The following is a 13,742-nucleotide window of genomic DNA, read 5'->3' on the forward strand; positions in this document are numbered from 1 at the left end:
CCAGCCATGGAGTACGTCGAGATAGCCCGCGCGACCAGCTCGCGGGGCGACGTACTGCTCCGCGAGCGTCGTACGCCGGGGGCACCGGCCGTGCTCGAGCTTCGGGTCAACGGGGTCTTCGTGATGGACACCCGCGAGACCGGGAGCGAGCGGGCGCTCGCCACCGAGTCGCTCGCCCTGGTTGCGGACCCGCGCAACGTCCTCGTCGGGGGTCTCGGGCTGGGCTTCACCGCACGCGAGGTGCTGGCCGACCGACGCGTCGAGCGGCTGGTGGTGGTCGAGATCGAGGAGCCCCTGATCGAGTGGATGCGCGACGGCACCGTCCCCGGCGGGCCCGAGCTGCTGGCCGACAGACGGCTGCGCATCGTGCCCGGCGACATCCGGCTGCTGGTCGAGGAGATCGTCACCACGGCCTACGACCTGGTGCTGTTGGACGTGGACAACGGCCCCGGCTACCTGGTGCACGACACGAACGCCGAGGTCTACCGGCCCGGCTTCCTCCAGCGGGTCCGCGGGCTGCTCGCCCCGGACGGCGTGCTGGTCGTGTGGTCGGCCGCGCAGGCGCCGGACCTCGAGGCCGCCATGCGAGCGACATTCGGGAGTTGCCGCCGGCAGGCGCACCCGGTCCGGCTGGGCGAGCGGGACGAGGACTACTTCCTCTACCTCTCGCGCGGCGGAACCGCCGCTGGGTAACGTCGAGGCCATGAGTGAGCATGAGGGCAGTCCCGGGACAGGCTTCCGGATCGAGCACGACAGCATGGGCGAGGTCCGGGTGCCCGAGGGCGCCCTCTGGCGCGCACAGACCCAGCGGGCCGTGGAGAACTTTCCGATCTCCGGGAGCACCATCGAGCCGGCCCTGGTCGTGGCGATGGCCCGCGTCAAGAAGGCGGCGGCGCACACCAACGTCGACCTCGGCGTCCTCGACGAGGCCAGAGGCGCGGCGATCGTGCACGCGGCTGACGAGGTCATCGCCGGCGAGCATCGCGACGCGTTCCCGGTCGATGTGTTCCAGACGGGCTCGGGCACCAGCTCGAACATGAACATGAACGAGGTGCTGGCCACTCTGGCCAGCCGTGCCGGGACCGACGTACATCCCAATGACCACGTCAACGCGAGCCAGTCCAGCAACGACACCTTCCCCACCAGCATCCATGTCGCGGCCGCCGAGTCGACCACGACCGACCTCGTCCCGGCCGTGGAGCACCTCGGCGAGGCCTTCGGCCGCAAGGCGGAGGAGTTCGCCGGCCTGGTGAAGTCCGGTCGCACCCACCTGATGGACGCCACCCCGGTGATGCTCGGCCAGGAGTTCGGCGGCTACGCGGCGATCTGCCGGATGGCGGTCGAGCGGCTGCAGGCCAGCTTGCCGAGGGTGCTGGAGCTCCCGCTGGGCGGCACCGCCGTCGGCACCGGCATCAACACCCCGCCGGGCTTCGCCGCGCAGGTGATCGAGGAGCTCGGTCGCGACACCGGCCTGCCCTTCACCGAGGCACGCGACCACTTCGAGGCCCAGGGCGGCCAGGACGCGCTCGTGGAGCTGTCCGGGCAGCTGCGCACCATCGCCGTCGGGCTCACGAAGGCCTGCAACGACCTGCGCTGGATGAGCTCCGGGCCGACGGCGGGGCTCGCCGAGATCCACCTGCCCGACCTGCAGCCGGGATCGAGCATCATGCCCGGGAAGGTCAACCCGGTGCTCCCCGAGGCCACGCTGATGGTCTGCGCGCAGGTCATCGGCAACGATGCGGCCGTCACGGTCGCCGGCGCCAGCGGCAACTTCGAGCTCAACGTGATGATGCCGGTCCTCGCCCGCAACCTGCTCGAGTCGATCCGGCTCCTGGCCAGCGCGACCCGCGTCCTCGCCGACCGATGCGTCGACGGCATCACCGCGGACGCCGACCGGATGCGGGGGTACGCCGAGTCCTCGCCCTCGGTCGTCACCCCGCTGAACAAGTACATCGGCTACGAGGAGGCTGCGAAGGTCGCCAAGGCGGCGATGAAGGAGGGGAGGACCATCCGGGAGCAGGTGCTGGCCCTGGGGTACGTCGACCGGGGTGATCTGACCGAGCAGCAGCTCGACGATGCCCTCGACGTCGAGAGCATGACCCACCCCTGAGCGCGCGAGACGACACCGTGCACACCCGGGCCGGGGTCCGGCTGACCGTCCTCGCCGTCGCGACCGCGATCGTGGCCGGACTGGCGTTGGTGCTGTGGGGCTCGATGAGCGGTCCGGTGCGGGTGACCACCCACGCACGGCCGCCGGGGGTCCACACGCCGAGCCCCTCTCCGCAGCCGAGTCCCACGGCCGCACCCACGACGCAACGTCAGCGTCCCACGCCGGCCACCGGGCCGAACCTGCACTGGGTCGGCGAGTCCCTCGCGGTGGTCTTCGGGATCGGCCTCTGCGTGCTCGCTCTGCGGCTCCTGCGACTGCTCCTCGACGCGGCGCCCCGCCGGCTGCCGCGGCCCGAGGAGGGGGACTTCGACGTCCCGCCGCCCGGCGTGGACGACGCCGCGGTCCGCGCCGGCCTGACCGACCAGCACGCCGCTCAGCTGGCCGCCCTCGCCGACCTCCCGGCGCGCAACGGGATCGTGCAGGCCTGGGTGCTCTTCGAGCAGGCGGCGGCACACGCGGGCGCTGGCCGAAGACCGACCGAGACCTCGGCCGAGTTCGTGGTGCGGTTGTTGCACCTCCTCGACGTCGACCCGGGCCCGGTCGGGCGACTCCGCGGGCTCTACGTCGAGGCGCGCTTCTCCGCCCACCCCCTCGGTGACCGGCACCGCGACGAGGCGGCGGCCGCACTCGACGCCATCCACCGCGAGCTCGGCGCGCTCGGGCCGGCGGTGTCGCGATGAGCCGGCTGGCCGCCCTCGGGATCGCTGCCGTGGTCGCGGTGGCGCTCGACGTGATCCTCGTCCTGCGCGGCGGTGACCTGGTGGTGGCGACCGTCGCCGTGTTCGCCGGCGTCGCCGTCGTCGCGGTCGTTCTCGACGTCACGAGCCAGTCGCCCGCGGGATGGATCCGGCCGAGCGGGCCCGCACCGACCGAGGCTGCGCCCGACCCGGGCCTGTCGGCCCTGCGTCGGCTGATCGACGACAACCAGAGCGCCAAGCTGCCCGACGACCGGCTGCGCCAGCGGCTGCTCCACCTGGTCCGGGCCCGGCACCGTCCCGACCGACCGCTGGACGACGTGCTGACCCGGCTCGACGAACGCGACCACCCGGTCCGCCTCACCCCGGCCCAGCTGGCTGGGATCATCGACAGAATCGAGAAGCTGTGACCACGACGTACGACGTTCCCACGACTGCTGCGCGTGCCGGTCAGGTCCTCGACCAGGTCGGCACCGCGGTGATCGGCAAGGCGGCGTCCCTGCGGCTGGTGCTGGCCGGCATCCTCGCTGGCGGACACGTCCTGCTCGAGGACTTCCCCGGACTGGGCAAGACACTGGCCGCGCGCTCGTTCGCGCAGAGCCTCGGCCTCGACTTCACCCGTGCCCAGTTCACCCCGGACCTGCTGCCCGCCGACCTGACCGGCTCCTTCGTCTACGACCAGGGCCGGCACGAGTTCGAGTTCCGCAAGGGGCCGGTCTTCACCGGGCTGCTGCTCGCCGACGAGATCAACCGGACGCCACCGAAGACCCAGGCCGCCCTGCTCGAGGCGATGCAGGAGAGGCAGGTGACGGTGGAGGGCACGACCTTCCCGCTCGCTGCGCCGTTCCACGTGCTGGCCACCGCCAACCCGATCGAGTACGAAGGCACCTACCCGCTCCCCGAGGCCCAGCTCGACCGGTTCCTGCTCCGGGTGGGCTTCGGCTACCCGACCGCCGCCCAGGAGGACGACGTCCTCGCCGCTCGCCTGGCGCGCCGCCGCGAGCAGATCGATCTGCGCGCGGTCACCGACGCCGACGGCCTGCTGGCGATGCAGGCCTGCGTCGAGACGGTCGAGGTCGACCCGACCGTGCGGGAGTACTGCGTCTCGCTCGCCCACGCGACCCGGCAGCACGCCGACGTCCTCACCGGCGCCTCCCCGCGCGGGTCGCTCGCGCTGGTGTTGACCGCTCGGGCGCTGGCAGTGATCGCCGGGCGCGACTTCGTCCTGCCCGAGGACGTGAAGGCCGTCGCAACGGCGGTGCTCGCGCACCGGCTCACCCTGCGCCCGGAGCTCTGGATGTCCACGGTGACCACGGCCTCGGTGATCGACGACGTCCTCGGCCAGATCGCGACCCCACCGGCAGTCCGCGGCGTCCGGGAGGCCGAGGGGCTCGGGACGCCCGGATGACGGGCTGGCAACCCACCCCGGCGCTGCTGCGCGGATGCGCGGTGATGCTGGCGGCCCCGCTCATCGGGGTGCTGATCGGACGCCCGGCCCTCGTCGTCCTGGCGGTCCCCTTCGTCGTGCTCACCGCCGCCGGGTTGTGGCACCGGCCGCTCAGCAACCCCGGCGTCACCAGCCGGCTCCGACGCCGCACCGTCCGCGAGGGCGAGACCAGCGTGGTGGAGACGACAGTCGGCGGACTCGACGCGGACGCCATCGGCTGGCTGGTCCTGCCGGTCCGGTACGTCGTCCCTCGCACCGGCGGGGCAGCGACCACCCTGGCTGCGACCGGCCCGACGATGCAGCTCCATACGGACCTGCGCGCGCTCCGGTGGGGCCGGCACGAGGTCGGCGGCGGCCAGCTGGCCGTGACCAGCCGCTGGGGCGGGTTCCGCTGGGGTCCCGACCTGGTGGCGACGTCGCGGCTGGTCGTGCTCCCCCAGGCCGCTCCGTTCGACTCCACCGCCGAGGCACCGCACCCGGTTGGCCTCGTGGGCGCGAACCGGTCACGGCACCAGGGCGACGGCCGAGAGTTCGCCTCGATCCGGGAGTTCGTGTCGGGCGACCGGCTGCGCCGGATCCACTGGCGGACCTCCCTGCGCACCGGCACGCTGCACGTGGTCACCACCACCGTGGAGCAGGACAGCGCCGTGCTGCTCCTCGTGGACGCGATGGCCGACCTGGGCCACAGCGGAGGCATCGACGGCCAACAGAGCAGTCTCGACGTGACGATGCGCGCCGCCGGCGCCCTGGCCGAGCACCATCTCCGCATCGGCGACCGGGTCGGTCTCCGGGTGATCGCTCGCAGCGGCCAGATCATCGCGCCGCGGGCCGGGATGCGTCAGCACCGTCTCATCCTCGAGTCCCTCACCCAGGTCGAGCCCGGACGACCCGACCATTTCGACGCGGCCCGGATCCAGCTCGGCCTGTCCGCGGGCACGGTCGTGCTCGTACTCTCGCCGCTGCTCGCACCCGAGGTCGGCGCGACCCTGGTGGCGCTGTCGCGCAGCGGACTGCCGGTGGTGGCGATCGACACCTCGCCGCCCGGACTCGACGAGGTGGGCGACTCCGCCCGGCTGAGCACGGCGGCCCTGGCCTGGCGGCTGCGTCTCCTGGAGCGCGAGGTGCAGCTGCGCGGGATCGTCGCCACGGGCACACCGGTGGTGCGCTGGCAGGGTCCTGGGACGCTGGACGAGGTGCTCCGCCGACTCGGCCGGCGTGCGCGGATGCCGCGAGTGGCGACCCGATGAGCGCGCCGCGCAGGGCCCCGATGCGAGGGCGGGTGCGGACGTGGCCAAGGGAGCAGCTGCTCCTGCGAGCGGGCCTGCTCCTCGCCGCGGCCCTGGGCCTGCTGGCCGGCCGCCTCGGGGGCGGCAGCACCCCGACGTGGCTGCTGGTCGCGGCAGGGCTCACAGCGCTGACCGCGGCCTGCTGGCCCGACTCTCTCGCCGTGCTGGTGCTGCTGGGCGAGCTCGCCGTGCCGTGGCTGGGCTCGCGAGCTACGGCGACCAGCGCCTGGGTGCTCCTCGGTACGGCGGCCCTGCTGGGCGTCCATCTCGCGGCACTGGCCGCCACCCAGGGGCCGCCCACCGCCCGGATCGACCACGCCCTGCTCTGGCGCTGGGCCGCCCGCGGGCTGATGCTGTGGTCGACCGCGGTCCCGGCCTGGCTGCTGGCGCGCCTCGCCGGGTCACCCGCCCGACGGCTGGCCACCGACGGTCAGGCCGCGCCGTACGCCGGTCTCGCCGGGCTGGTGGTGATCGCAGTGGCGGCGTTCTGGCTCTTCGGCCGGTTCAGCACGGTACGGCGCCCTGGGCGCGCGAGGTCCTGACCCGGCCTGACCCGGGCGCGGAGGCGCGGCTCACCGACCCACCATCGACCCAGCGCCGGAGAACCGCCGGCGGAGCCGCAGCGCGACGTACACGAGCCCGACCAGTGCCGGCACCTCGATGAGCGGGCCGACGACCCCCGCCAGCGCTTGGCCGGAGGTCACCCCGAAGACCCCGATCGCCACGGCGATCGCGAGCTCGAAGTTGTTGCCTGCGGCGGTGAACGCCAGCGTGGTGGTGCGTTCGTAGGACATCCCGATCGCCCTGCCGAGCGCGAACGATCCGCCCCACATCACCGCGAAGTAGGCCAGCAGCGGTAGCGCGATCCGGGCGACGTCGAGCGGCCGGCGGGTGATCGCGTCGCCCTGCAGCGCGAACAGGATCACGACCGTGAAGAGCAGTCCGTAGAGCGCCAGCGGGCCGATGCGCGGCAACAGCCGGGTCTCGTACCCGTCCCGCCCCATCGCGCTCTCACCGGTGACGCGGGTGAGGAACCCCGCGACGAGTGGGATGCCCAGGAACACCAGCACAGATCTGGCGATCCCCCACACCGAGACGTGCAGGCCGGCGCCGGTGGCAAGACCCAGCCAACCCGGCAGCACCTGCAGGTAGAACCAGCCGAGACCGGCGAAGGCCACGATCTGGAAGACCGAGTTGATCGCCACCAGGATGGCGGCCGCCTCGCGGTCCCCGCAGGCCAGGTCGTTCCAGACCAGCACCATCGCGATGCAACGGGCCAGGCCCACGATGATCAGCCCGGTCCGGTAGGCAGGCAGGTCCGGGAGCATCAGCCAGGCGAGCGCGAACATCACCGCCGGTCCGATGACCCAGTTCAGCACCACCGAGCTGAGCAGGAGCCGCCGGTCGGCGGAGACGTGGCCGAGCTCGTCGTAGCGCACCTTGGCGAGGACGGGATACATCATCACCAGCAGGCCCACAGCGATCGGCAGCGAGACCGAGCCGACCTCCACCGTCGACAGCGCGTCGTCGAGCCCGGGCACGAGACGACCGAGCAGGAGCCCGAGCGCCATCGCGGCGAGGATCCAGACCGGCAGGAACCGATCCAGGGTGGAGAGCCGCCGGAGGACGGCGGTGTCCTCCGGCGCCCGGCTGGTCTCGCGGGTGTCGGTCATCAGCAGGTGGCCCCGGCAGCGAAGAGCGCGCTCATCGCCTGCATCGCCTCCGGCCTGGCCTGGTAGTAGACCCAGGTGCCCCGCTTCTCCCGGTCCAGCAGACCCGCCTCGTGCAGCACCTTGAGGTGGTGGCTGATGGTGGGCTGGGAGAGGTCGAAGGCCGGGATGAGATCACAGACGCAGGCCTCGCCACCCTCGTGGGAGAGCACGATGGACATCAGCCGCAGCCGCACAGGGTCCGCGACCGCCTTGAGCAACGGGGCGACGGTCTCGGCCTGCTGGCTCGTCATGGGCTGGCGTGCCAGCGGGGCACAGCAAGCCAGAGCGGCATCGCCAGTGACGACGGGAAGCGCAGAGGATTTCGACACACATAAATATTGACAGACATCAATCTGTGCGGCAACCTTCGATATAGATCACCATCAATATCTCCGGACCGCGTCCGGACCTCACGGAAGGGACCCGTCATGTCTCGTGTGCAACTGGCACTCCGCGTCGCCGACCTCGACGCCTCGATCGCCTTCTACTCCCGACTCTTCGCCACCACCCCGGCCAAGCGTCGACCCGGCTATGCCAACTTCGCGATCGCGGAGCCGCCGCTGAAGCTCGTGCTGCTCGAGGGCGAGCCGGGCCAGGAGACCCGGATGGACCACCTCGGCGTCGAGGTCGAGAGCACCGGCCTGGTGTCCGCGGCCACCGAGCGGCTCGCCGCCGCCGGGCTCGCCACCAGGGTGGAGGACGACACCAGCTGCTGCTATGCCGTGCAGGACAAGGTGTGGGTCACCGGCCCGGGCAACGAGCCCTGGGAGGTCTACACCGTCACCGGGGACGTCCGCCCCGACCTCGAGGGCCTCAGCGACCTCGGGCTCTCCGAGGTCGCCGGCGACGGCACCTGCTGCCGCAGCGCCACGACGACGGACGCGGACGTCACCGCCCAGCCGGCCTGCTGCTGACGTCGGCCAGCGCCCGGCGGCATCGCAGCCCGACGCGGGAGAGTCAGTACCAGCCGTGGGCGCGCTTGAAGGCCCATGCCGAGCACGCCGAGCCGTAGCGATCCCGGATGTAGCCGAGACCCCAGCGGATCTGGGTCTCCGCGCTGTTCTGCCAGTTGGCGCCGGCCGAGGCCATCTTCGAGCCGGGCAGGGCCTGCGGGATCCCGTACGCCGACGAGCTGGGGTTGGCCGCATGGACGTTCCAGCCGGACTCCTGGGACCAGATCGAGTCGAGGCAGCTGAACTGCGAGGAGGACATGCCGTACTGCGGCATCAGGGTCCGAGCCAGGGTCTGCGGGTCGGACGTGCTCAGGTCCTCAGAGCTCGTGTGCGCCACGCCGGAGGCGTTCGACAGCGCCCGCTCCTTGAGCTTGTCGGCGGCGGCACGCCGATCGTCGGAGGAACGGGAGGCGCTCTGCTCGCGAGCAGCGAGGTCGGCTGCGGAAAGGTGGTGGGTGGTTCCCGAAGCGGTCAGGGCCGCGGCCGCGCCGTCGATGGGACCGTTGCTGGTCACTACTCCGGTGGACACCGCGATGCCGGTCGCGGCGACGGCCACCCCGGAGAACACGGCAGCGTTCTTCACACCCTGACGGGTCGCGGCATGGGTCTTGACCGGTGCGCCCCGGTGCTTCGGGGCGTACTTGGTTTTGGGCACAGCTAAAGACTCTCGGGTCGACGACGGGGGGCGTCGGGCACGCGGGCTACACGTGGGGAAGAGGCTCCACCATGTCGGAAACCGGAGCAGCGCGCAACTCGAACGCAGGAATCTGTGGGCGGCGACACACGGGTTCGCGGGCGCCGGCCCACCTCCCGCCGCTCACATCGTGACGTGCTCGAGCATCTCGGTGACCAGGGCCGCGATCGGCGAGCGCTCGGACCGGGTCAGCGTCACGTGCGCGAAGAGGGGGTGCCCCTTGAGCCGGTCGACCACCGCGACCACCCCGTCGTGACGACCGACGCGCAGGTTGTCGCGCTGCGCCACATCGTGGGTGAGCACCACCTTGGAGTTGGCGCCCATCCGCGACAGCACGGTCAACAACACGTTGCGCTCGAGCGACTGGGCCTCGTCGACGATCACGAACGCGTCGTGCAGCGAACGCCCGCGGATGTGGGTCAGTGGCAGCACCTCCAGCATGCCGCGGTCGAGCACCTCGTCGACGACGTCGGAGGTCGTGATCGCGCCGAGGGTGTCGAACACCGCCTGCCCCCACGGCGACATCTTCTCCGACTCGCTGCCCGGGAGGTAGCCCAGCTCCTGCCCGCCGACCGCGAACAGCGGTCGGAAGACCACGACCTTCTTGTGCTGACGGCGCTCGAGGACGGTCTCCAGCCCGGCGCACAGCGCCAGCGCGGACTTGCCGGTGCCGGCACGGCCCCCCAGCGAGACGATCCCGACCTCGGGATCCAGCAGCAGGTCCAGGGCGATCCGCTGCTCGGCGGAGCGACCGTGAATCCCAAAGACCTCGCGGTCCCCGCGTACGAGGTGGACCCGCTTGTCCGGGCCCACCCGACCCAGGGCGCTCCCCCGCTCCGACATCAGCACCAGACCGGTGTGGCACGGCAGCTCGCGTGCCTCGTCGAGGTCGAGCACCTGGTCGTCGTACAGCTCGTCGAGGTCGGCGCCGGCGAGGTCGAGCTCGGCCATCCCGGACCAGCCGGAGTCGGAGTCGTGCACCTGCTCACCGCGATACTCCGCGGCGTCCAGGCCGACGGCCGACGCCTTGATCCGCAGCGGCAGGTCCTTGGAGACCAGGGTGACCCGGTGGCCCTCATCGGCCAGGTTGCGGGCCACGGCGAGGATGCGCGTGTCGTTGTCGCCGAGCCGGAACCCGGAGGGGAGCGCAGCGGCGTCGGTGTGGTTGAGCTCGACCCGGAGGGTGCCCCCGCTGTCCCCGATCGGCACCGGTTGGTCGAGGCGACCGTTGGCCACCCGCAGCTCGTCGAGCATCCGCAGCGCGGACCGGGCGAAGTAGCCCAGCTCGGGGTGGTGTCGCTTGCCCTCGAGCTCGGTGATGACGACCACCGGGAGCACCACCTCGTGCTCGTCGAACCGGCGCAGTGCGGCCGGGTCGGCGAGCAGCACCGAGGTGTCGAGGACATAGGTACGGCGGGCCGGGTCGGGCGTGGTGGACCGGGTGCGGCGCGTCGTACCGGGGGCGGGCTTGGCTGTGACCACGGGGGTTCCCCTTACACAGACCGGCACGCGCACTCAGCGCCCCGGTCCTAGCTCTTGCGCTCGGACCGGGATCCATCCCGGAGGCCTGAGTGCCGACCTCCGGCTGGGCGTCGATAGTGATCTCTCACCGATCTCCTGTTTCCCCGGGTCGGCGAGCTTCCCCGCTCGCCAACAGTGGAAACGTACGACGCAGCGCGCACCGAATGCTGCTCCGACACGCCCGTCAGCGGGGGCTCAGGTGCGGCGGGCCGGTTGGCTCAGGTCCCGTGCCGACGCTCTCGCTGCGCGTAGGCGCGGACCGCGCGCAAGAAGTCGACGCGGCGGAAGTCGGGCCAGTAGGCCTCGCAGAAGTAGAACTCGCTCTGCGCGCTCTGCCAGAGCAGGAAGCCGCCCAGCCGCTGTTCGCCGGAGGTGCGGATCACCAGATCGGGATCGGGCTGGCCACGGGTGTAGAGGTGCTCGGCGATGTGGTCGACGTCGATCACCTCAGCCAGCTCCTCGATCGTCATCCCCTGGCTGGCGCGCTCGTGGAGCAGGGACCGGACCGCGTCGGCGATCTCCCGGCGGCCGCCGTACCCGACGGCGACGTTGACGATCATGCCGTCGACCTCGCGAGTGGCCTCCTCGGCCGCCTTCAGGCGCGCGGCGAGGTCGTCGGGCAGCAGGTCCAGCGCACCCACCGGGTGCAGCCGCCAGCGGCGCTGCTCGGCGAGGGTCTCGACGGCGTCGGCGATGATCCCGAGCAGCGAGTCGACCTCCTCGGCGGCCCGATTGAGGTTGTCGGTGGAGAGCAGCCAGAGCGTGACGACCTCGACCCCGACCTCCTCGCACCAGCCGAGCAGCGGCTCGATGTTCGCGGCTCCGGCGCGGTGGCCGTGCGCGGTGTCGGCGCCCACGGCGCGGGCCCAGCGACGGTTGCCGTCCAGCATCACACCGATGTGCTTGGGGAGCTGGCCCTCCGGGAGCCGGCGTACGACGCGGGCCTCGTAGGCCGGATAGAGCACCCGCCTGAGTCCACGTTTGAGGTCCACCACGGGGATCGACTCTACCGCCCGATGTGATCCGAGACGCGAAAACACCCGCTGTCTCCGCCAGTCACGTAAGTTGGCAGGGTGGCCGATCTTCCGAACCGCTTCGACGCCGCCGTCGACCGCGCGGTCGACACGGCCGGCCGCGCCCGCGAGAGGGCAAGCGGGGTCGTCAGCTACACGTTCGCCGAGGTGAAGCCCAAGCTGCGTGGCTGGATGCACGCCGGCACCGTCCCGCTGGCGCTGGCCGCGTTCATCGTGCTGATCGTGCTCTCCCCCACCGAGGGCACCAAGATCGGGTCCGCGGTGTACGCCGGCAGCGCCCTGCTGCTGTTCACCGTCTCGTCGGTCTACCACCGGGGCAGCTGGTCACCGCGGATGTGGGCGTTCCTGCGGCGCTTCGACCACGCGAACATCTTCGTGCTGATCGCCGGGTCCTACACGCCGTTCGCGATCTTGTTCCTGCACGGCGGCGCCCGGCTCACCCTGCTGGCGATCGTGTGGGGTGCCGCGCTCGCAGGGGTGTTCTTCCGGGTGTTCTGGACCGACGCGCCGCGCTGGCTCTACGTGCCGATGTACGTCGCCCTGGGGTGGGCGGCGGTGTTCTTCATCCCGAACTTCATCGACGGCGCCCACCGGTTCACTGCCGGGGTGGCCGTCGCAGTGCTGGTGCTGGTCGCGACCGGCGGAGTGCTCTACACCCTGGGCGGGGTCGTCTACGGCCTGCGGCGCCCGGACCCGTGGCCGCGCTGGTTCGGCTTCCACGAGGTCTTCCACAGCTTCACGATCGCGGCGTTCGTCTGCCACTACGTCGCCGTGTCGCTCGCGACCTACCAACTGCGCTGACGCTGCCGCCGGGGCGCCAACGCGAACGCGACGAGCTCGTCGTCAGGATGAGCACGAGCGCCCACCACCACACCTCCTCGCCATCCTCACTCCCTCTAATACTACAGCCGCACTTATTTTGGCCGTGATCGGTGTGTCGCCTGTGTGAGACTGGTGTTCGCCGGCATGTTGCTGGTGTGACTGGTGAGGTTTGTGTGTCTGAGGTCGAGGAGTGGGCGGCGGGGCTTGCGGAGGTGCATGCCCGGATCGCGCCGCGGTTCGCGCGCTCGGAGCCGCGTGAGCGGGTGTTGGCCTATGTGCGGGGGTTGTTGGCGCCGTTGGAGAAGAAGAACTCCTGGACGCTGGCCGAGTCTGCAGGTGAGGCGATCCCCGACGGGATGCAGCGATTGTTGGCCTATGCCGATTGGGACGCCGACGCGGTGCGCGACGATGTGCGTGACTACGTGGTCGAGCACCTCGCCCCTGCGCCTGGCGACCCTGCTGGGGTGCTGGTGGTTGATGAGACTGGCTTCTTGAAGAAGGGCACGAAGTCCGCGGGGGTGGCGCGGATGTACTCCGGCACTGCGGGACGAATCGAGAACTGCCAGATCGGCGTCTTCCTCGGCTATGCCACTGGTCCTGGCCAGGGATCCGCACGGACGTTCTTGGACCGTGAGCTCTACCTGCCCAAGGCCTGGGCCGAGGATGCTGCCCGACGCGCTGAGGCGCATATCGGGGACGAGGTGGAGTTCGCGACCAAGCCGGAGCTGGCGATGCGGATGATCGGGCGCGCGATCGACGCCGGGGTGCCGGCTGGGTGGGTCACCGGCGATGAGGTCTATGGCCAGCACTACCGATTGCGCGCGATGCTTGAAGAACGTCAGATGCCTTACGTGATGGCGGTTCCGGTGAACCAGCGCGTCATCGCCGCCGTCGACGACGGTGACGGACCGAAAGTGCGTGAACTGCGCGCCGATGCGCTGGCCGCGATGCTTCCCGCCCAGGCGTGGAAGAAGATCTCCGCCGGGCGCGGCGCCAAGGGTCCGCGCCTGTATCACTGGGCCCGGGCGCCGATCCGCCCCCTGGAGGACAGCCCCAGCTACTGGTTGCTGGCCCGCCGCAGCCTGACCGACCCCGATGATGTCGCCTACTACCTGTGCTTCGGGCCCGAACGCACCCCATTGCGTGAACTGGTCCGGGTGGCCGGTGCCCGCTGGGCGATCGAGGAGACGTTCCAAACAGCCAAGGGCCAAGTCGGCCTCGACCAGTACCAGGTACGCCGCTACGACTCCTGGTATCGGCACATCACCTTGGCGATGCTCGCGCACGCCTTCTTGACCATCACCACCGCCCAGACCAACACCGCCGCCGGCGGCGGAAAAAGGGGGACCTCCGGCCGGTCGAGGAACTGATCCCCCTCACCGTGCCCGAAGTCAGACGGCTCCTCGCT

15 protein-coding genes are annotated in these 13,742 nt (G+C 71.3%); 10 read left to right on the forward strand and 5 right to left on the reverse strand.

What is annotated here, in order from left to right; genetic code table 11:
- Positions 1 to 6 precede the first annotated feature (6 nt).
- From Q9R13_RS09505 to Q9R13_RS09535, 7 genes are read left to right on the forward strand one after another with little or no spacing between them, the layout of a single operon-like run.
- Positions 7 to 693: a spermidine synthase gene (locus Q9R13_RS09505; RefSeq protein ID WP_310964877.1), complete on the forward strand. Its 687-nt coding sequence runs from the start codon at positions 7 to 9 to the stop codon at positions 691 to 693.
- Between the two features lie 10 nt (positions 694 to 703).
- On the forward strand, positions 704 to 2,110 hold the full coding sequence (locus tag Q9R13_RS09510; protein ID WP_310964878.1) for a class II fumarate hydratase: 1,407 nt from the start codon (positions 704 to 706) through the stop codon (positions 2,108 to 2,110).
- A gap of 17 nt (positions 2,111 to 2,127) precedes the next feature.
- On the forward strand, positions 2,128 to 2,850 hold the full coding sequence (locus Q9R13_RS09515) for a DUF4129 domain-containing protein (RefSeq protein ID WP_310964879.1): 723 nt from the start codon (positions 2,128 to 2,130) through the stop codon (positions 2,848 to 2,850).
- A complete protein-coding gene (locus tag Q9R13_RS09520) occupies positions 2,847 to 3,275 on the forward strand; it encodes a hypothetical protein (protein WP_310964880.1) in 429 nt (142 codons plus the stop codon). Before Q9R13_RS09515 ends, Q9R13_RS09520 begins: the two co-directional genes overlap by 4 nt.
- Positions 3,272 to 4,273: an AAA family ATPase gene (locus Q9R13_RS09525; protein ID WP_310964881.1), complete on the forward strand. Its 1,002-nt coding sequence runs from the start codon at positions 3,272 to 3,274 to the stop codon at positions 4,271 to 4,273. Before Q9R13_RS09520 ends, Q9R13_RS09525 begins: the two co-directional genes overlap by 4 nt.
- A complete protein-coding gene (locus Q9R13_RS09530) occupies positions 4,270 to 5,559 on the forward strand; it encodes a DUF58 domain-containing protein (protein ID WP_310964882.1) in 1,290 nt (429 codons plus the stop codon). Before Q9R13_RS09525 ends, Q9R13_RS09530 begins: the two co-directional genes overlap by 4 nt.
- A complete protein-coding gene (locus Q9R13_RS09535) occupies positions 5,556 to 6,140 on the forward strand; it encodes a hypothetical protein (protein WP_310964883.1) in 585 nt (194 codons plus the stop codon). Before Q9R13_RS09530 ends, Q9R13_RS09535 begins: the two co-directional genes overlap by 4 nt.
- Positions 6,141 to 6,170: 30 nt before the next feature.
- Here Q9R13_RS09535 and arsB read toward each other — a convergent pair whose 3' ends face one another.
- The gene (arsB, locus tag Q9R13_RS09540) at positions 6,171 to 7,271 is read right to left on the reverse strand and encodes an ACR3 family arsenite efflux transporter (RefSeq protein ID WP_310964884.1); all 1,101 of its coding nucleotides are present in this window, start codon (positions 7,269 to 7,271) and stop codon (positions 6,171 to 6,173) included.
- Entirely contained in the window at positions 7,271 to 7,561 is a 291-nt protein-coding gene (locus tag Q9R13_RS09545; protein ID WP_310964885.1) for a metalloregulator ArsR/SmtB family transcription factor, read from the reverse strand. Before Q9R13_RS09545 ends, arsB begins: the two co-directional genes overlap by 1 nt.
- Before the next feature lie 177 nt (positions 7,562 to 7,738).
- Between Q9R13_RS09545 and Q9R13_RS09550 the strand changes: the two genes are divergently transcribed.
- Complete coding sequence (locus Q9R13_RS09550) at positions 7,739 to 8,224, forward strand: ArsI/CadI family heavy metal resistance metalloenzyme (RefSeq protein ID WP_310964886.1); 486 nt, start codon at positions 7,739 to 7,741, stop codon at positions 8,222 to 8,224.
- 43 nt (positions 8,225 to 8,267) lie between these two features.
- Here the strand turns inward: Q9R13_RS09550 and Q9R13_RS09555 are convergent, their stop codons facing one another.
- The 3 genes from Q9R13_RS09555 to Q9R13_RS09565 all read right to left on the reverse strand — a co-directional run bounded on the left by Q9R13_RS09555 (position 8,268) and on the right by Q9R13_RS09565 (position 11,473).
- Positions 8,268 to 8,918 (reverse strand): aggregation-promoting factor C-terminal-like domain-containing protein, encoded by a 651-nt coding sequence (locus Q9R13_RS09555; RefSeq protein ID WP_310964887.1) that lies wholly within the window; start codon positions 8,916 to 8,918, stop codon positions 8,268 to 8,270.
- Between the two features lie 162 nt (positions 8,919 to 9,080).
- Entirely contained in the window at positions 9,081 to 10,439 is a 1,359-nt protein-coding gene (locus tag Q9R13_RS09560) for a PhoH family protein (RefSeq protein ID WP_310964888.1), read from the reverse strand.
- Positions 10,440 to 10,696: 257 nt separating this feature from the next.
- Positions 10,697 to 11,473, reverse strand: coding sequence for an isoprenyl transferase (locus tag Q9R13_RS09565; RefSeq protein ID WP_310964889.1), 777 nt, complete (start codon positions 11,471 to 11,473; stop codon positions 10,697 to 10,699).
- A gap of 78 nt (positions 11,474 to 11,551) precedes the next feature.
- Here Q9R13_RS09565 and trhA point away from each other — a divergent pair, with 78 nt between their 5' ends.
- Together trhA and Q9R13_RS09575 are read left to right on the forward strand one after the other, a co-directional pair.
- Positions 11,552 to 12,313, forward strand: a complete 762-nt coding sequence (trhA, locus tag Q9R13_RS09570; protein ID WP_310964891.1) for a PAQR family membrane homeostasis protein TrhA — start codon at positions 11,552 to 11,554, stop codon at positions 12,311 to 12,313.
- A 194-nt stretch (positions 12,314 to 12,507) separates the two neighbouring features.
- Positions 12,508 to 13,704, forward strand: coding sequence for an IS701 family transposase (locus tag Q9R13_RS09575; protein ID WP_397217824.1), 1,197 nt, complete (start codon positions 12,508 to 12,510; stop codon positions 13,702 to 13,704).
- The last annotated feature ends 38 nt before the right edge of the window (positions 13,705 to 13,742 follow it).

The organism is Nocardioides marmorisolisilvae (assembly GCF_031656915.1).
Taxonomy (GTDB): domain Bacteria; phylum Actinomycetota; class Actinomycetes; order Propionibacteriales; family Nocardioidaceae; genus Marmoricola; species Marmoricola terrisoli.